Here is a 17,102-nt window from a genome sequence, read left to right as displayed (position 1 = left end):
ACACTCTCGTTGTTGTTAATCAGTGACGCCAGACTAGTGGGCTATGGCTTTAATGAAAACTGAATAATAATGAGCGAAACATTCACGTTTGGAGAAAGGCTGTGGACCTGGTGCAACTGGAGATCTTCAAGGCCGTGGCAGAGCAGGGCAGCATCAGTGCCGCCGCGCAGCACATCCATCGGGTGCCGTCGAACCTGACCACGCGCATCAAGCAGCTGGAGGAAGACCTCGGCGTTGAACTGTTCATTCGCGAAAAGAGCCGCCTGCGCCTGTCGCCTGCGGGTTGGAATTTTCTCGAATACACCCGGCGCATTCTCGACCTGGTTCACGAGGCCCGGTTGACCGTGGCCGGTGAAGACCCGCAGGGCACCTTCGCCCTGGGCTCACTGGAAAGCACCGCAGCCGTGCGCATCCCGGCACTGCTGGCGGCCTACAACCAGCGCTATCCCAAGGTCGACCTGGACCTGTCTACCGGCCCTTCGGGCACGATGTTGGAAGGCGTGTTGTCGGGTCGCCTGGTGGCAGCGTTCGTCGATGGCCCGGTGCTGCACCCGACACTGGAGGGCATGCCCGTGTTCGAGGAAGAGATGATGGTGATCGCGCCGCTCAACCATGCCCCGGTCACCCGTGCACAGGACGTGAACGGGGAGAGCATCTACGCCTTCCGCGCCAACTGCTCCTACCGCCATCACTTTGAAAACTGGTTCGTGCAGGACCAGGCGGTGCCGGGCAAGATCCACGAGATGGAGTCTTACCACGGCATGCTGGCCTGCGTCAGCGCTGGCGCAGGCCTGGCCATGATGCCGCGCAGCATGCTCGACAATATGCCCGGGTGCAGCACCGTCAGTGCGTGGCCGATGTCGGAGGATTTCCGCTACCTGAAAACCTGGCTGGTGTGGCGTCGGGGCACGGTATCGCGCAGCTTGAGCATGTTTGTGAAGCTGCTTGAAGAAGCACGCACAACATCCTGATATTCATATAAATTTACGTTCGTTTCATGCGTTAGTGCCGAATATCACGACGGTAACCAGACATCGGCACGAACACCGGTACGCCTGAAGGATCAGATACTAGGTAAGCCATCCTCTGAAGGAGGGTCGTACCATGCGTAACCATCACTATGCCCTCGGTGCGGCACTGCTGGTCGCTTTGGCCATGCCATGGACCTTGGCAGTCGCCGCCAACCTCAATGCCCCCATCGATATACAGGCCGTTCAGTTACAACCACAGGAACAGAACGGCGTGCGCTTTCTCCAGGGAGGCATCGGCCAGGATGAGGCCAACGCCCTGCGCAAGACCGCGGGTTACGACTTGCACGTAGAGCTTTCTACAGGGCCGGAAGGCAAGTTCCAGAGCGGTGCCAATGTCGATATCCAGAGCGCCCAGGGGCAGCCCGTGCTCAGCGTCATGGATGCCGGGCCACTGCTGTATGTGCAGTTGCCGCCTGGCAAATACGAAGTCACCGGTAACGCTCAAGGGCAGACAGTGCAGCAAATGGTGACTGTTAACGGAAAGGCCCCTGCGACGGTGAGCCTTAACTGGCGTTAATGGATAACGGGCGGGAGTACGCATGTACTCCTGCCGAGTCGGAGCACATCGCCATGAGCCTGAGCCTTCAACTGGAGATGTTGGACGAGCAGGGTTAGGTATTGGTCCGGGATGTGCTCGAACCCCTGAGGCGGAATACGACTGAAGCCCTGCGCACGGCAAGGCACATCTTGAAGAAGCGAATTAGCCAATAGTGGCAATTCACTTTCAACTTTCTGATTATCTGGACAATAATCAAAAACTATTACTTCGTGTGACCGGCCTGGAAGTGCCGGGCACCGCATAAAATCGAGGGGCTCAAGCCCCCACTTGCCGTGTAGACCATCAGGAGAGTCGTTGATGAAAACCCGTCTGGCAGCATCGCTGGCCGCCGCAGTGCTGGCCTTTGCAGGGGCCAATCTGGCCCAGGCCGCGCAGGTGTCCGGTGCCGTTGGCGCCACAGGCCAAGGTGACATGACCTACCGTATTGGCATGTCGTTCGACTGGGACAAGAAATGGCTGGAAAGCAACACCGGTTATCTGAGCGGGTATTGGGACGCTGCGTACACCTACTGGGAGGGCGGGGACGCCAGTGGCGCACATTCGCTGTCGTTCAGCCCGGTGTTCACCTATGAGTTCAGCGGTTTCACCTACACGCCGTACATCGAGGCCGGCATTGGCCTGGCGGCGTTTTCCAAGACCGACGTGGGCGATCAGCGTCTGGGTTCTTCGGTCAACTTCGAAGACCGCATCGGTTTTGGCTTGAAGTTGCCGGGGGAGCAGAGGGTGGGGATCCGTGCGATGCATTACTCCAATGCGGGCATCAAGCAGCCTAACGACGGGATCGAGTCGTACTCGCTGTTCTACAGCAAGGGATTCTGACGCAAGCGGCCGCTGTGCGGCCCTTCGCCGGCAAGCCAGCTCCCACGCCGTGGACTGCACTGAAGTCATATGCAGTACCTGTGGGAGCTGGCTTGCCGGCGAAGGGCTGCAAAGCAGCCCCGGCTACTCAGAATGTGTAGGAAACCCCTGCCTGTACCGTGCGAGGGTTGCCTGGGTAGGCATAGGTGTTGAATGCCCCTTCGTCGTACTCCTTGTTGAAGACATTCTTCACATCTAGATTGAGGCGCACATGCTCGTTGAGCTGGTAGAAGCTGAGCAGGTCAACCACGGTGTAATTGTCCATGTTGTAGGTGACTGCTTCAGTCTGACCGCTACGGTCATCCACGTACTTGACGCCTACCCCCAACCCCAGCCCCTTCGCGAAGCCGTCCTGGAACTCGTAGGTATTGAGCAAGCTGAAGCTGTTGCGCGGAATGTTGGCCAGGCGCGTGCCGGTGGGCAGGCGGTTGTCCTTGGTAACTTCGGCATCGACATACGAGTAGCCACCGATGACGCGCCATTCAGGCGTGATGTTGCCGGCGACGTTGATATCCACTCCGCGGCTGCGCACCTCACCGGCGGCAATGCTGTAGTTCAGATTGTTCGGGTCGCGAGTCAGCACGTTTTCCTTGACGATGTGGTAGATCGCCGCGTCAACGCTCAACTGGCGATCAAGTGCCTCCCATTTCACACCCAGCTCGTAGGACTTGCCTTTCTCGGGGTCGAAACCACGCCCTGTTGCACCGGCAGGAGCGCCACTATTGGGCTTGAATGAGCGTGCGGTGTTGGCATAGACCGCGACGGTATCGGTCAGGTCATACAGCAGGCCGAACCGCGGGGTTACACCGTTCTCGCCTTTATCGAAGTCCCCCGCACTGTTGAGCTTGTTGACGTAGTCATGTTCAAAGCGTTCGAAGCGCACGCCCGCCAAGGCTTTAAGGCGCTCGGTCAAGGCAACTTGGTCCTGAACGAAGAATGCCCAGGTCTTGAGGTTTTCCTTGTCATGCGTGGTGGTGCGGTTCAGGGCCGGGCGCGCCTGGTTGTACACCGGGTCGAACAAGTCGATGGTGTAATCAGTCGCGCTGCCGCCTGAGCGCTGGATGATCGAATTGTAATCGTAGTCTTCATACTCGACACCGGTCAGCAGGGTATGGCTGAAACCGCCGGTGTCGAAGTGTCCGGTCAGGTTCAACTGGTAGTCGCGGTCACGCCATTCCAGCTTGCGGTAGTTGAAGTTACGCCCCAGGGTACGGCCATCGGCCTGCAGGGTGTTGGCTTCGATGGCGTTGCCCTTGAGGGTACCGTCCAGCCACTGCATGCCGCCGCCCAAGGTCCAGTCATCATTGAGCGCATGCTCGAAACGCAACTGCGCCATGTTGTTATCGTTGTGCAGCCTGTTGTCGCTGCCTTTGCCCCAGATGTTGGTATCGCGCGAGGCGCTCCCAGCTTGGTTGGTGTAACGCGTCAGCCCGCGGTCAAGCGGGTGGTTGTTACGCATGAAGTCGCCTTCAAAGACGATTTTGGTCGCATCGTTCACCTGCCAGCTCAGCACCGGCGCGACGTTGTAGCGTTCGCTTTCGATGTTGTCGCGGAAGCTGTCGCCACCTTCGCCCAACACATTCAGGCGATAGGCCAGGCTGCCGTCCTGGTTCAAGGCACCGGTGGCGTCGAGGGTGGCGCGGTGCATGCCTTGATCGTCGAACTGGCTACCCAGGGTGACCTGTTGTTCAGCCTGCGGCTGCTTGGTAACCACATTGAAGGTGCCGCCGGGGTCGCCACGGCCGTACAGGCTGCTGGCCGGGCCGCGGATCACTTCCAGACGCTCGACGTTGTTGGCATCAGGCGCATTCGGGTAACCGCGGTTCATCGGGAAGCCGTTGCGGTAGTACTCGCCAGTGGTGAAACCGCGGACAGTGACCGTGGTCAGGCCCTGCCCGCCAAAGTTGTTGGCGCGGCCCACACCACCGGCATAATCCAGGGCGTCTTGCAGGCGGGTGCTGGCCGTATCGGTCAACACATCCTTGGGCACCACGCTGACCGACTGCGGCGTTTCGTGCAGCGCCGTGTCGGTGCGGGTGGCGCTGGACGAGCGGGTGGCCTTGTAGCCAAAGACCGGGCCATCGGCGCGTTCGCTGTCGGCGTTGCTGGTGATGTTTAAAGCCTGGAGTTCAATCTGGGCAGGGTCGCTGAGCGGTTCGGGCTCGGCAAAGGCCAGCGGGGAGACAGCATGAAGCACACAAAGCGAAACGAACGTGCGACGCATCGACGGTACGATCCTGGAGTAAGGCGCTGAGGGAGCGGGTGGGTAAGCGTCGCGAAATTACTACGAATCATTATCAAATGCATTCTTTTTGTATGGTACTGGTGTACCAAATATCAACCAGTGAAATACACACCGACCTCTACGCGGGTAACCCGCTCCCACCGTTGATATCCCTGACGGAGCGGGTTTGCCCACGAAGCGGCCGGTTCAGGTATGCCAGAGCTCAGTGAACGGCCTTGATCGCCAGCACATTACACAACGGATGCTCCAGTACATGGGCCGTGGTTCCGCCCAGGAACGTCTGCATCGCGTCATGCCGGTGGCTGCCCATGACAATCACATCGGCCCGGCTGTGGCCGACAAACTGGGCTATCGCCCTGATCGCTGCCCCTTCCAGGAAGTGCCTGCGCTCCAGCGGAATCTGATGATGGTCACCCAGGCGGTTGAACGCGGCCCGCTGCGCGCTGCAGCGCGGGTGTATGGCGCATTTGCGGGCCAAGCATGACGAACAAACGCTTGAACTGGCTCATCTCACACCTCCACGTGTGGCAGCCCCCCGGTGATCTGGTCTTGTTCAGTCTAGTTCGCCTCAGGCTGCATGAGCGGCAGGCTGGCGATGCTCGTTGTGTCGGGTATGATGCTGCCCCTAATCATTGTCCTGAGGCCGTCCCATGTCCCTGAGTGCTGAACAGATCGGTGAATTCCGCACCTTCGCCGAGCAGCTGGCCGATGCCGCCGCGGTGGCGATCAAGCCTTATTTCCGTGCCAGCCTGGCTGTCGAGGACAAGGGGGGGCGGTTGTACGACCCGGTCACCGTGGCTGACAAGGCGGCCGAGGACACCATGCGCGAGCTGATCCAGGCCCGCTACCCCGACCACGGTATTCTGGGTGAGGAAGCGGGTGTCGCGGTCGGCAGCAGCCCGCTGACCTGGGTGCTTGACCCGATTGATGGCACCCGTGCCTTCATCACCGGCCTGCCGTTGTGGGGGACGTTGATCGCCCTGAATGACGGCGAACGGCCGGTTGTAGGTGTGATGAACCAGCCATTCACCGGCGAACGCTTTGTCGGCACCCCTGAAGGTGCCTGGCGCAGCGGTACGCCGTTGCAAACCCGTGCCTGCGCCGACCTGGCCTCGGCCACGCTGATGTGCACCACTCCCGACATGTTCGATACCGCCGAGCGCAAGGCTGCGTTCGAGGCCGTTGCCGGTCAGGCGCGGTTGATGCGTTATGGCGGTGATTGCTATGCCTACTGCATGCTGGCTTCGGGCTTTGTCGATGTGATCGTGGAGGCCAGCCTGCAGCCGTATGACGTGCAGGCACTGATGCCGATCATTGAAGGGGCGGGTGGTGTGATCACTGCGTGGGATGGCAGCTCGGCGCAGAATGGTGGTTGCGTGGTGGCATGTGGGGACCCGGCGCTGCATGCGCAGGTGGTGGAGATGTTGCGCCACGCCCTGTGATTGATGCGTCGCCTGTGCGGGCCTCTTCGCGGGCAAGCCCGCGCCCACAGGTACTGTACAGTTATCAGAGTCTGCGGTACTCCTGTGGGAGCGGGCTTGCCCGCGAAGAGGCCCGCACAGGTTGCCGCTAATCCCAGCCTCCGCACTTTTTCCGATTTCCGGGCTCTATGCTTGGCTAGGCTGCTCTGATCCCCAATGCAGCCGCCGAATATCGACCCGGTGCCGATGGTTGCAAGCTACCCAAGTTTCTTCTCCCGCCTGCTACTGGCAGGCGCCCTCACATGCCTGTGCGCCTGCACCCAGGAGCAAGGCCGTGACATCGTTAATCAGTTCGGCAACGGCAAGCCCAGCGAGCTGTTCCAGACCAGCGTCGACCGCATGGCCACGCTGTCCATGCGCGACAACTTGCAAAGCCTGTACCTGCTGATGAACAAACTGTACCAGCGCAATCCCAACCAGTGGAAAATGTCTGGCTACATCGACGCCGCCACCGCCGAGCGACAGATTCGCATGGCCATCGAGCAACGCCAGCCATTGCCGCAACTGGGCAACCGCCGCGACCTGGCGGCATTGAGCTACGCCCTGAGCCCGGAGTTTCGCGGTGATCGCGTTGGTGCCTTCATTTACGCCATCGGCAGCATGCTGATTACCGCGCATGGTGGGCGTACCGAGTTCTACATGACCGATACCATCGACCCGCTGTTCGTCAACAACGCAGCGCGTAATATCGAGAAGGCTACTTGGATGCTCAGCCAGCGGCAGGACGCCAATGGGGTGCTGTTGCTGTTCTCCAACGAGATCTCGGAAGAGGGCAGTAACCTGAGTTTTGCCGTGGAGTTCGGCAAAATCGTTGCGCGGCTGGATCTGCTGGCGGAGTTGCTGGATGAACGTTATCGGCGGATTGGTTTGAACTACGCTCAAAGCCTGCTGCTAATGAACTTTCTGCCCGTGCAGTGACCAAGGCAACACCGTCAGCGCGTTCATTGATTACGCAACGACTCCAGCAGCGGCTGAAACTCGTCCAGCAACCAGTCCCGCAACCGCCGGCAAGTGGAGTCATGTTTCTTGTCTTCATTGAACGCCAGGAAGTGGAAGGTATCTTTCAACACCAGTTCTTGCTCCACAGGCCGCACCAGCAGCCCAACGCCACCCCTTGGCTGCCTAGCCGCCAGGCCCACGTGCTTGACTGTCGCCGCATTAGCTGCGCAGGTGCCAGCAGTGCGCTGAACATGATGCTGGCGCTGCTCGAACACTGCGGCGGCGCGCCGCTGCGCCTAGCGCTGGAGCTGATGCACGCCAATATAGAAGACCCGATTGGCATCGATGAAATCGCCAAGCACGCAGGGTTGTCCCGTCGGTACCTGGAAAGGTTGTTCCGCCGCCATGTACAGGCCACGCCGCCACGGTATTATCTGGAGCTGCGATTGTCCCATGCGCGGCAGTTGCTGCAGCACACCAGCACGTCGTTGACCGAGGTGGCTGTGGCCAGCGGGTTTGTTAGCTTCCCGCATTTTTGTCGGCGCTTTCGTGAGCTGTTTTCCATTGCCCCGCGCCAATTCCGGGCGCGGAGCCAAGGATGGGTAGGGCGACAGGAAGCGGTTGTACGCTGCATTCGTTACTGCCTATGCCGGCCTCTTCGCGGGTAAACCCGCTCCAACACTGATCGAAGGAGCACCATAGGCCGGTGTACGAGCAGGTTTAACCGCGAAGAGGCCAGCATAGGAACAACTGTTCGATCACCGAACATGTGAATCATCATTCTTGTCCTGTATCCGCCCATCCATTGCCAAAGCCGCATTGCCCAACCCCCGCCTTTTTGCTGTAGTGTGCCTATCCGCCGGTTGTCACCTGCCCTCATCACCCCACAACCGGCCCGATAGAATGACCGTGACGACCGCAACCACTGCCCACAAGGGTGTAGGAAGCGGCGACCAGAACAATAACGATACCGAGTGCCTTGCCTATGGAAAGCCGCCTGCTGAGCGAGCGCAGTAGCGTGTTTCATCACGCCGACCCTTATGCTGTGTCCGATTATGTGAACCAGCATGTAGGCCAGCATTGCATCGGACTGTCGCGCACCACGCACCCTCAGGCCAGCCTCAGCCATCGCAAATTTGCCGAACTCGACCTGTGCCGCATCAGCTACGGTGGCAGTGTGCGCGTTACCTCGCCAGCGCTGGAAACCATCTACCACCTGCAAGTGTTGCTCAACGGCAACTGCCTTTGGCGGGGGCATAAGCGCGAGCAGCACCTGGTACCGGGCGAGTTGCTGCTGATCAACCCGGATGACCCGGTTGACCTGACCTATTCGGAAGACTGCGAGAAGTTCATCCTCAAGGTGCCCACCCGGTTGCTGGACTCGATTTGCGATGAGCAGCGCTGGCACCGGCCAGAAGGTGGCGTGCGGTTCTTGCGCAACCATTACCGGCTGGATGAACTGGAAGGGTTCGTCAACCTGCTGGCCATGGTTTGCCACGAAGCGGAAGTGAGTGATTCGCTGCCGCGCGTGCAGGGGCACTACAGCCAGATTGTCGCCAGCAAGCTGTTGACCCTGATGAATACCAATATTCGTCGTGAAAGCCTGGGTTCGCCAGGGGCAAACCTTGAGCGAATCATTGACCACATCGACCGTAACCTGAAGCTTGAACTGACGGCCGAGGCGCTGGCGGAACAAGCGTGCATGAGCCTGCGTTCGTTATATGCCCTGTTTGACCGGCATCTGGGCATCACACCCAAGCAGTATGTGCGCCAGCGCAAGCTGGAGCAGGTGCGTGCCTGCCTGGGCGACTCCAGTTGCGCGGTGCGCAGTGTGACGGAACTGGCCATGGATTATGGCTTCCTGCACCTTGGGCGGTTTTCCGAGGTGTACCGGCAGCAGTTTGGCGAATTGCCTTCCGAAACCTTCCGCAATCGGCGCTGAACCGCGCCGGCCTCTTCGCGGGCTCGACCGCTCCCACAGGTATTCCACAAGCTTGGGGACAGTGGTAATCCTGTGGCAGCGGGCAAGCCCGCGAAGAGGCTCTCAAGCCAGACGCCTCAACATGCACAAAACGGATATCACTGCGCACAAACCGGATACTCCCGCCTAATACCAGCGCCCAAACTGACCAGGTCTAAACAATAACAAGGGAGACCCTGGCCATGTCCCTGGGATTCGACTACCTCAATGCCATGCTCGAGGACGACCGTGAAAAGGGCATCTACCGCTGCAAGCGGGAGATGTTCACCGACCCACGCCTGTTCGACCTGGAGATGAAACACATCTTCGAGGGCAACTGGATCTACCTGGCGCACGAAAGCCAGATCCCCGAAAAAAACGACTTCCTCACCCTGACCATGGGGCGCCAGCCGATTTTCATCGCGCGTAACAAGGACGGTGAGCTCAATGCCTTCCTCAATGCCTGCAGCCACCGAGGCGCCATGCTGTGCCGGCACAAGCGCGGCAACCGGTCCAGCTACACCTGCCCGTTCCACGGCTGGACGTTCAACAACAGCGGCAAACTGCTGAAGGTGAAAGACCCAAGCAACGCCGGCTACCCCGACAGCTTCAACTGCGACGGCTCCCACGACCTGACCAAGGTGGCGCGCTTCGAGTCGTACCGGGGCTTTTTGTTCGGCAGCCTGAATGCCGATGTGAAACCGCTGGTCGAGCACCTGGGCGAGTCGGCCAAAATCATCGACATGATCGTCGACCAGTCGCCAGAAGGCCTGGAAGTGCTGCGCGGTGCCAGCTCGTACATCTACGAAGGCAACTGGAAGCTCACCGCCGAAAACGGCGCCGACGGCTACCACGTCAGCTCTGTGCACTGGAACTACGCCGCCACCCAGAACCAGCGCAAGCAGCGTGAGGCCGGTGACGAGATCAAGACCATGAGCGCCGGCTCCTGGGCCAAGCAGGGCGGGGGCTTCTATTCCTTCGACCATGGCCACCTGCTGCTCTGGACCCGCTGGGCCAACCCGGAAGACCGCCCCGCCTACGAGCGCCGTGACCAGCTGGCTGCCGACTTCGGCCAGGCCCGTGCCGACTGGATGATCGAGAACTCGCGCAACCTGTGCCTGTACCCGAACGTGTACCTGATGGACCAGTTCAGCTCGCAGATCCGCGTTGCCCGGCCGATTTCGGTGAACAAGACTGAAATCACCATCTACTGCATCGCGCCCAAAGGCGAGAGCGCCGATGCCCGCGCCAAGCGCATTCGCCAGTACGAAGACTTCTTCAACGTCAGCGGCATGGCCACCCCGGACGACCTGGAAGAGTTCCGCTCCTGCCAGACCGGCTACGGCGGCGGCTCTGGCTGGAACGACATGTCCCGTGGCGCGAAGCACTGGGTCGAAGGCGCCGATGAAGCGGCTAAAGAGATCGAGCTCCATCCGCTGCTGTCTGGCGTGCGCACCGAGGACGAAGGCCTGTTCGTGCTGCAACACAAATACTGGCAGGACACCATGATCCAGGCCCTGAAGGACGAGCAGCAGCTGATCCCTGTGGAGGCCGTGCAATGAGCCTGTATGAAACCGTGCGCGACTTCCTCTACCGCGAAGCGCGCTACCTGGATGACGCCCAGTGGGACGAGTGGCTGGAGCTGTACGCCAGCGACGCCAGCTTCTGGATGCCGAGCTGGGATGACGATGACGCCCTCACCGAAGACCCACAAAGCGAAATCTCGCTGATCTGGTACGGCAACCGTGGCGGCCTGGAAGACCGCGTGTTCCGTATCAAGACCGAGCGCTCCAGTGCGACCGTGCCCGACACCCGCACCTCGCACAACATCAGCAACATCGAGATCGTCGAGCAAGGCGAGGGCAGCTGCCAGGTGCGTTTCAACTGGCACACCCTGAGCTTCCGCTACAAGACCACCGACAGTTACTTCGGTACCAGCTTCTACACCCTCGACCTGCGCGGCGAGCAGCCGCTGATCAAGGCCAAGAAGGTGGTGCTGAAGAACGACTACGTGCGCCAGGTCATCGACATCTACCACATCTGATACAGGGTTTTACGAGCATTGCCCGGTGCGTCCTGCGACGCGCCGTGGGCCGGCTCGCCCGCGAGGTGCAACATGAGCTACCAGATCGCACTGAATTTCGAAGACGGGGTTACCCGTTTCATTGAAGCCACCGGCTATGAAACCGTGGCCGACGCGGCCTACCGCCAAGGCATCAACATCCCGCTGGACTGCCGCGATGGCGCCTGCGGTACCTGCAAATGCAAGGCCGAATCCGGGCGTTACGAGCTGGGCGACAACTTCATCGAAGACGCCCTGAGCGAAGACGAAATCGCTGAAGGCTATGTGCTCACCTGCCAGATGCGCGCCGAAAGCGACTGCGTGATCCGCATTCCGGCTTCGTCGCAGCTGTGCAAGACCGAACAGGCCAGCTTCGAGGCGGCCATCAGCGATGTACGCCAGCTGTCGGCCAGCACCATCGCCCTGTCGATCAAGGGCGAGGCCCTCAGCCGCCTGGCCTTCCTGCCGGGGCAGTACGTCAACCTCAAGGTGCCGGGCAGCGAGCAGAGCCGTGCCTATTCGTTCAGTTCGTTGCAGAAGGACGGCGAAGTCAGCTTCCTGATCCGCAACGTGCCGGGCGGTTTGATGAGCAGCTTCCTCACCAACCTGGCCAAGGCCGGCGACAGCATGAGCCTGGCGGGGCCGTTGGGCAGCTTCTACCTGCGGCCTATCCAGCGCCCGCTGTTGCTGCTGGCTGGCGGCACTGGTCTGGCCCCGTTCACCGCGATGCTGGAAAAGATCGCCGAGCAGGGCAGTGAACACCCGCTGCATCTGATCTATGGCGTGACCAATGACTTCGACCTGGTCGAGCTGGATCGGCTGCAAGACTTTGCAGCGCGTATCCCCAACTTCACCTTCAGCGCCTGCGTAGCCAACCCGGACAGCCAGTACCCGCAGAAGGGCTATGTGACCCAGCACATCGAGCCGCGCCACCTGAACGATGGCGATGTGGACCTGTACCTGTGCGGGCCGCCACCGATGGTCGAGGCGGTGAGCCAGTACGTGCGCGAGCAGGGCATTACCCCGGCCAATTTCTACTACGAGAAGTTCGCGGCAGCGGCCTGACAACTCCCAATTATTCCAAGCAATACGCCGACCCTGCGGGAGCGGGCTTGCCCGCGAAGCAGGCAGCGCGGTGGATGGCACGGGCTCTGCCCGTGTTCGCGGACGAGCCCGCTCCCACAATGATCGCGCGGGCTTCAGATTGGAGCAAGACAGTTGCTCCCTCAGGGGCTATTGCGAACCGGAGATTTGCGTATGAACAACCGATTCCAAGGCAAGGTCGCCCTGGTCACCGGTGCCGCACAGGGCATCGGACGGGGCGTGTGCTGGCGGCTGAAGGCCGAAGGCGCGCAAGTGGTCGCGGTAGACCGTTCCGAACTGGTCCACGAGCTGGCCGGCGAGGGCATGCTCACCCTCACCGCCGACCTCGAACAACACGCCGACTGCGCCCGTGTCATGGCCAGTGCAGTGGAAACCTTCGGCCGCCTCGACATCCTGGTCAACAACGTCGGCGGCACCATCTGGGCCAAGCCTTTTGAACACTATGAGGTGGCGCAGATCGAAGCCGAGGTGCGCCGCTCGCTGTTCCCCACCCTGTGGTGCTGCCATGCCGCGCTGCCCTACATGCTCGAGCGCGGTAGCGGCGCCATCGTCAACGTCTCGTCCATCGCCACCCGTGGCGTCAACCGCGTGCCTTATGGCGCGGCCAAAGGCGGCGTCAACGCGCTCACCGCGTGCCTGGCCTTTGAAACCGCTGGCCGTGGTATCCGCGTCAACGCCACCGCACCCGGCGGCACCGAAGCGCCACCCCGTCGCGTGCCACGCAACAGCGCCGAGCAAAGCGAACAGGAAAAACACTGGTACCAGCAGATCGTCGACCAGACCCTCGACAGCAGCCTGATGCACCGCTACGGCAGCATCGACGAGCAAGTGGGCGCGATTCTGTTCCTTGCCTCTGACGAAGCCTCATACATCACCGGCGTGACCTTGCCGGTAGGAGGCGGCGACCTCGGCTGAGCAGCAACTTCCAGGCAACAGTTTTCCCTCACAACAAAAACAAGAGCGACAGATGCCATGCGAACCCTTGACGTACACCCGATCATCGATAACGCGCGCTTTACCCCGTTCCACTGGATGGTCATGGCCTGGTGCGGCCTGCTGCTGATCTTCGACGGCTATGACCTGTTCATCTACGGCGTGGTACTGCCGGTCATCATGAAAGAGTGGGGGCTTACCCCGTTGCAGGCCGGTGCGCTGGGCAGCTACGCGCTGTTCGGCATGATGTTCGGCGCCTTGGCATTCGGCAGCCTGGCCGACCGTATCGGGCGCAAGAAGGGCATTGCCATCTGTTTCGCCTTGTTCTCGGGGGCAACCATTCTCAATGGCTTTGCCAGCAGCCCGAGCGAGTTCGGCATCTACCGTTTCATTGCCGGCCTGGGCTGTGGCGGCCTGATGCCCAACGCTGTGGCACTGATGAACGAATATGCGCCCAAGCGCTTGCGCAGCACGCTGGTGGCAATCATGTTCAGCGGCTATTCGCTGGGCGGCATGCTGTCGGCAGGTGTGGGTATCTTCATGCTGCCGCGCTTTGGCTGGGAGTCGATGTTCTTCGCCGCTGCCGTGCCACTGCTGCTGTTGCCGGTGATCCTCTACTACCTGCCTGAGTCGATCGGCTTCCTGGTGCACCAGGGCCGCACCGAAGAAGCTCGCAAACTGTTGAAGCGGCTGGACCCGGAATGCGATGTACAGGCGGATGACGTGTTGCAGGCCGCTGACCGCAAAGGCAGCGGGGCATCGGTGCTGGAGCTGTTCCGTAATGGCCTGGCCATACGGACACTGGCGCTGTGGCTGGCGTTCTTCTGCTGCCTGCTGATGGTCTATGCACTCAGTTCCTGGCTGCCGAAACTGATGGCCAACGCGGGCTACAGCCTGGGTTCGAGCCTGTCGTTCCTGCTGGCGCTGAACTTTGGCGGCATGGCCGGGGCAATTCTGGGCGGCTGGCTGGGCGACCGCTACAACCTGGTCAAGGTGAAGATGGCGTTCTTCATTGCCGCTGCGCTGTCGATCAGCCTGCTGGGGGTGAACAGCCCGATGCCGGTGCTTTACCTGCTGATCTTCATTGCCGGCGCCACCACCATCGGCACGCAGATCCTGCTGTATGCCGGCGCCGCGCAGATGTATGGGCTGTCGGTGCGCTCCACCGGCCTGGGCTGGGCCTCGGGCATTGGGCGTAACGGCGCCATCGTCGGCCCGCTGCTGGGCGGCGCGCTGATGGGCATCAACCTGCCGCTGCAACTTAACTTCATCGCGTTCGCCATCCCTGGCGCAATCGCTGCGCTGGCCATGGCCGTGCACCTGGCCAGTGGCCGTCGGCACGCCCAGGCCCTTGCGACGCAGGCGTGACCCGAAGAACAAGCGCCGGGCACCGCGCCCGGCCAATGCCGCGCCAGAGGTGCCATGAAAACCCTGATCAAGGACAGCTCGCTGTCCGCCATCGTCGCTGGCTGCATCGCCACGATGATCTCCTACGCAGGCCCGTTGGTGATCATCTTCCACGCCGCCGAAGCCGCCGGCCTGTCCCACCAGCAGTTGTCATCCTGGGTCTGGGCCGTGTCCATGGGCAGTGCCGTGCTCGGTGCGCTGCTCAGCCTGCACTACCGGGTACCTGTGGTGATCGCCTGGTCGATTCCAGGTTCCGCGCTGTTGGTCACCGCCTTGCCGCAACTCGGCCTGGAGCAAGCCGTGGGGGCTTACCTGGTGGCCAATCTGGTTCTGCTGATGATCGGCATCAGCGGGGCCTTCGACCGCATTATCGGGCGCCTGCCGGGGTCCATCGCTGCCGGCGTGCAGGCGGGCATTCTGTTCAGCTTCGGCATCGACGTGTTCCGCGCCCTGCCAGTGCAGCCGCTACTGGTGCTGGCGATGTTCGTTACCTACGTGCTGATGCGCCGGCTACAGCCACGCTATGCGGTGGCGGCGGTGCTGTGCGTGGGAACCCTGGTGACCGTTGCCAGCGGGGCGTTTCGCAGTGAGGCGCTGGTGCTGGAACTGGCTTCGCCACAGTGGGTCACGCCGCAGTTCAGCCTTTCGGCGGTATTCAGCCTGGCCTTGCCAATGGTGCTGGTGGCGCTCACCGGGCAGTTCATGCCAGGCATGGCGGTACTGCGCAACGCCGGGTACGCCACACCCGCCAGCCCGTTGATCAGCGCCAGTGCCCTGGCTGGAGCGCTGCTGGCGCCGTTCGGCTGCCACGGGCTGAACCTGGCGGCGGTTACCGCCAGCCTGTGCACCGGCCATGAAGCCCATGAAAACCCGCGGCGGCGTTATGTGGCGGCGGTGGCTGGCAGTGCGCTGTACCTGCTGCTGGGCATTGCCGGCGCCACGTTGATGTCGCTGTTCGCCGCCTTTCCTGCTGCGCTGATCGCTGCCCTGGCCGGCTTGGCCCTGTATGGTGCCATCAGCGAGGCCCTGGCCCGCAGCCTGGCAGAGCCGGCCGAGCGCGACGCCGGGCTGTTCACCTTCCTGGTCACCGCTTCGGGGGTGGCGTTCCTGGGGTTGTCGGCGGCGTTCTGGGGGCTGCTGTTCGGCCTGCTGGCCCATGCGCTGCTCAGGTTGCATCGGCCACGTGCCCGGGAGGTGCTGCGCCGTACCCCATGAACTGCAGTGTTCCCAACGCTTTACCCATAAAAACAAGATCAAGAGAGCTTCGGAATGAATCACACCCCTTGTGTCGCCCTGGGCCTGACTTTGCTCAGCCAACCACTGCTGGCTGCCGAAGGCGGCTTTTTCGAGGACTCGAAGGCCACCCTGAGTGCCCGCAACTACTATTTCAGCCGCGATTTCTCTGACATCGTCGGGGCCAACAAGCAGTCCAAGGCCGAGGAGTGGGCCCAGGGCTTCATCCTCGACTTCAAGTCGGGCTACACCCCCGGTACCGTCGGTTTTGGCGTGGACGCGCTGGGCCTGCTGGGTATTAAGCTCGACAGCAGCCCCGACCGGGCCAATACCGGCCTGCTGCCGGTGCATGGCGATGGCCGTGCCGCCGACGAGTACAGCCGCCTGGCGCCTACCTTCAAGGCCCGCCTGTCGAAGACCGAAGTGCGCATCGGTGAACTGCAACCCAACCTGCCGGTACTGACATTCAGTGATATCCGCCTGTTGCCGCCGACTTACCAGGGCGCCAGTTTGAGTTCGTCGGAAATCGACGGGCTGACCTTGCAGGCCGGCCACCTGAAAAGCACTCACCTGCGTAACGAAGGCGGCGACGGCAAGATGAACGCCATGCTCGGCCATGTGCCGATGCGCCAGGCTGAAAGCGATGCCTTCAACTACGTGGGCGGGGACTATGCGTTCAACGCCAACCAGAGCAGCGTCAGCCTGTGGTACGGGCAGTTGGAAGACATCTATGAACAAGGCTTTGTCGGCCTGAAGCACAGCAAGCCAGTAGGGGACTGGGTGCTTAGCGCAAACCTGGGCTATTTCACCGCGCGTGAGGATGGCGATGCGCTGCTGGGCAATATCGACAACCAGGCATTCTTCTCGATGTTCACCGCCCGGCATGGCGGGCACAGCTTCCATGCCGGCTACCAGGGCATCTATGGCGACAGCCCGTTCCCTCGGGTATTCGCCAACATTTCGCCGTTGGGTAACGAGGTGCCGACGTATGAGTTTGCCTACACCGATGAGCGCTCGTACCAGGTGCGCTACGACTACAACTTCGCCGCCCTGGGCGTACCGGGCCTGACGGCGACTGTGCGGTACATAACCGGTAACAATGTCGATACCGGGCTGGGTTACGAAGGGCGGGATCGCGAACGTGACCTGGACATTGGCTATGCGGTGCAGAGCGGCGTGCTGAAGGGGCTGGGGATTCGGGTGAGGAACGCCATGGCGCGCTCCAATTACCGCAGTGACATCGACGAAAACCGCCTGACGTTGGTGTACACCTGGCAGCTGTTCTGAGCC

Annotated in this window: 15 protein-coding genes and 2 pseudogenes; 14 read left to right on the top strand and 3 right to left on the bottom strand. The window is 61.4% G+C overall.

The genetic code is table 11. From position 1 onward, the window contains the following. Positions 1–101 precede the first annotated feature (101 nt). The 3 genes from ACF8MI_RS16665 (at position 102) to ACF8MI_RS16655 (ending at position 2,409) form a co-directional block, all read left to right on the top strand. The gene (locus tag ACF8MI_RS16665) at positions 102–971 is read left to right on the top strand and encodes a LysR family transcriptional regulator (protein WP_060499365.1); all 870 of its coding nucleotides are present in this window, start codon (positions 102–104) and stop codon (positions 969–971) included. 133 nt (positions 972–1,104) lie between these two features. Beyond that, positions 1,105–1,548, top strand: a complete 444-nt coding sequence (locus ACF8MI_RS16660; protein WP_200929347.1) for a carboxypeptidase regulatory-like domain-containing protein — start codon at positions 1,105–1,107, stop codon at positions 1,546–1,548. A 339-nt stretch (positions 1,549–1,887) separates the two neighbouring features. Beyond that, a complete protein-coding gene (locus tag ACF8MI_RS16655) occupies positions 1,888–2,409 on the top strand; it encodes an acyloxyacyl hydrolase (protein ID WP_200929348.1) in 522 nt (173 codons plus the stop codon). Positions 2,410–2,536: 127 nt separating this feature from the next. Here the strand turns inward: ACF8MI_RS16655 and ACF8MI_RS16650 are convergent, their stop codons facing one another. Then, positions 2,537–4,672 (bottom strand): TonB-dependent siderophore receptor, encoded by a 2,136-nt coding sequence (locus ACF8MI_RS16650; protein ID WP_156866951.1) that lies wholly within the window; start codon positions 4,670–4,672, stop codon positions 2,537–2,539. 223 nt (positions 4,673–4,895) lie between these two features. Then, positions 4,896–5,138 (bottom strand): annotated as a pseudogene (locus tag ACF8MI_RS16645) (universal stress protein); the annotation flags it as partial. A 205-nt stretch (positions 5,139–5,343) separates the two neighbouring features. Here ACF8MI_RS16645 and hisN point away from each other — a divergent pair. Both hisN and ACF8MI_RS16635 read left to right on the top strand, forming a co-directional pair. Then, a complete protein-coding gene (gene hisN, locus ACF8MI_RS16640) occupies positions 5,344–6,135 on the top strand; it encodes a histidinol-phosphatase (RefSeq protein WP_164524530.1) in 792 nt (263 codons plus the stop codon). Positions 6,136–6,360: 225 nt separating this feature from the next. Continuing rightward, entirely contained in the window at positions 6,361–7,092 is a 732-nt protein-coding gene (locus ACF8MI_RS16635) for a hypothetical protein (RefSeq protein ID WP_060499426.1), read from the top strand. 23 nt (positions 7,093–7,115) lie between these two features. Here the strand turns inward: ACF8MI_RS16635 and ACF8MI_RS16630 are convergent, their stop codons facing one another. Continuing rightward, complete coding sequence (locus ACF8MI_RS16630) at positions 7,116–7,259, bottom strand: hypothetical protein (protein ID WP_225850719.1); 144 nt, start codon at positions 7,257–7,259, stop codon at positions 7,116–7,118. A 39-nt stretch (positions 7,260–7,298) separates the two neighbouring features. On the opposite strand from ACF8MI_RS16630, the pseudogene ACF8MI_RS16625 reads away from it, so the two are divergent. From ACF8MI_RS16625 to ACF8MI_RS16585, 9 genes and pseudogenes are all read left to right on the top strand, one after another. Continuing rightward, positions 7,299–7,781, top strand: a pseudogene (locus ACF8MI_RS16625) (helix-turn-helix domain-containing protein); the annotation flags it as partial. 317 nt (positions 7,782–8,098) lie between these two features. Continuing rightward, the gene (locus tag ACF8MI_RS16620) at positions 8,099–9,055 is read left to right on the top strand and encodes an AraC family transcriptional regulator (RefSeq protein ID WP_104834731.1); all 957 of its coding nucleotides are present in this window, start codon (positions 8,099–8,101) and stop codon (positions 9,053–9,055) included. A gap of 221 nt (positions 9,056–9,276) precedes the next feature. Then, complete coding sequence (benA, locus tag ACF8MI_RS16615) at positions 9,277–10,635, top strand: benzoate 1,2-dioxygenase large subunit (protein WP_200929349.1); 1,359 nt, start codon at positions 9,277–9,279, stop codon at positions 10,633–10,635. Beyond that, a complete protein-coding gene (gene benB, locus ACF8MI_RS16610; RefSeq protein ID WP_060499371.1) occupies positions 10,632–11,117 on the top strand; it encodes a benzoate 1,2-dioxygenase small subunit in 486 nt (161 codons plus the stop codon). Before benA ends, benB begins: the two co-directional genes overlap by 4 nt. 72 nt (positions 11,118–11,189) lie before the next feature. Further along, positions 11,190–12,200, top strand: coding sequence for a benzoate 1,2-dioxygenase electron transfer component BenC (gene benC / locus ACF8MI_RS16605; protein ID WP_060499372.1), 1,011 nt, complete (start codon positions 11,190–11,192; stop codon positions 12,198–12,200). A gap of 192 nt (positions 12,201–12,392) precedes the next feature. Beyond that, a complete protein-coding gene (locus ACF8MI_RS16600) occupies positions 12,393–13,154 on the top strand; it encodes a 1,6-dihydroxycyclohexa-2,4-diene-1-carboxylate dehydrogenase (protein ID WP_200929350.1) in 762 nt (253 codons plus the stop codon). A gap of 57 nt (positions 13,155–13,211) precedes the next feature. Further along, on the top strand, positions 13,212–14,540 hold the full coding sequence (locus ACF8MI_RS16595) for an aromatic acid/H+ symport family MFS transporter (protein WP_200929351.1): 1,329 nt from the start codon (positions 13,212–13,214) through the stop codon (positions 14,538–14,540). A 54-nt stretch (positions 14,541–14,594) separates the two neighbouring features. Next, positions 14,595–15,794, top strand: a complete 1,200-nt coding sequence (locus tag ACF8MI_RS16590) for a benzoate/H(+) symporter BenE family transporter (RefSeq protein ID WP_200929352.1) — start codon at positions 14,595–14,597, stop codon at positions 15,792–15,794. Between the two features lie 54 nt (positions 15,795–15,848). After that, positions 15,849–17,099: an OprD family porin gene (locus ACF8MI_RS16585; RefSeq protein ID WP_060499376.1), complete on the top strand. Its 1,251-nt coding sequence runs from the start codon at positions 15,849–15,851 to the stop codon at positions 17,097–17,099. Positions 17,100–17,102 lie beyond the last annotated feature (3 nt).

The organism is Pseudomonas sp. yb_9 (genome assembly GCF_043103635.1).
Lineage (GTDB): Bacteria > Pseudomonadota > Gammaproteobacteria > Pseudomonadales > Pseudomonadaceae > Aquipseudomonas > Aquipseudomonas monteilii.
This window is presented reverse-complemented; position numbering and strand designations above follow the sequence as displayed.

Bases quoted from the DNA above. Each gene is read 5' to 3' on its own strand.
- ACF8MI_RS16600 (WP_200929350.1), top strand. From the start codon at position 12,393: ATGAACAACCGATTCCAAGGCAAGGTCGCCCTGGTCACCGGTGCCGCA.
- ACF8MI_RS16655 (WP_200929348.1), top strand. From the start codon at position 1,888: ATGAAAACCCGTCTGGCAGCATCGCTGGCCGCCGCAGTGCTGGCCTTT.
- ACF8MI_RS16620 (WP_104834731.1), top strand. From the start codon at position 8,099: ATGGAAAGCCGCCTGCTGAGCGAGCGCAGTAGCGTGTTTCATCACGCC.
- ACF8MI_RS16650 (WP_156866951.1), bottom strand. From the start codon at position 4,672: ATGCGTCGCACGTTCGTTTCGCTTTGTGTGCTTCATGCTGTCTCCCCG.
- ACF8MI_RS16590 (WP_200929352.1), top strand. From the start codon at position 14,595: ATGAAAACCCTGATCAAGGACAGCTCGCTGTCCGCCATCGTCGCTGGC.
- benA (WP_200929349.1), top strand. From the start codon at position 9,277: ATGTCCCTGGGATTCGACTACCTCAATGCCATGCTCGAGGACGACCGT.
- hisN (WP_164524530.1), top strand. From the start codon at position 5,344: ATGTCCCTGAGTGCTGAACAGATCGGTGAATTCCGCACCTTCGCCGAG.
- ACF8MI_RS16585 (WP_060499376.1), top strand. From the start codon at position 15,849: ATGAATCACACCCCTTGTGTCGCCCTGGGCCTGACTTTGCTCAGCCAA.
- ACF8MI_RS16595 (WP_200929351.1), top strand. From the start codon at position 13,212: ATGCGAACCCTTGACGTACACCCGATCATCGATAACGCGCGCTTTACC.
- ACF8MI_RS16635 (WP_060499426.1), top strand. From the start codon at position 6,361: ATGGTTGCAAGCTACCCAAGTTTCTTCTCCCGCCTGCTACTGGCAGGC.
- benB (WP_060499371.1), top strand. From the start codon at position 10,632: ATGAGCCTGTATGAAACCGTGCGCGACTTCCTCTACCGCGAAGCGCGC.
- ACF8MI_RS16660 (WP_200929347.1), top strand. From the start codon at position 1,105: ATGCGTAACCATCACTATGCCCTCGGTGCGGCACTGCTGGTCGCTTTG.
- benC (WP_060499372.1), top strand. From the start codon at position 11,190: ATGAGCTACCAGATCGCACTGAATTTCGAAGACGGGGTTACCCGTTTC.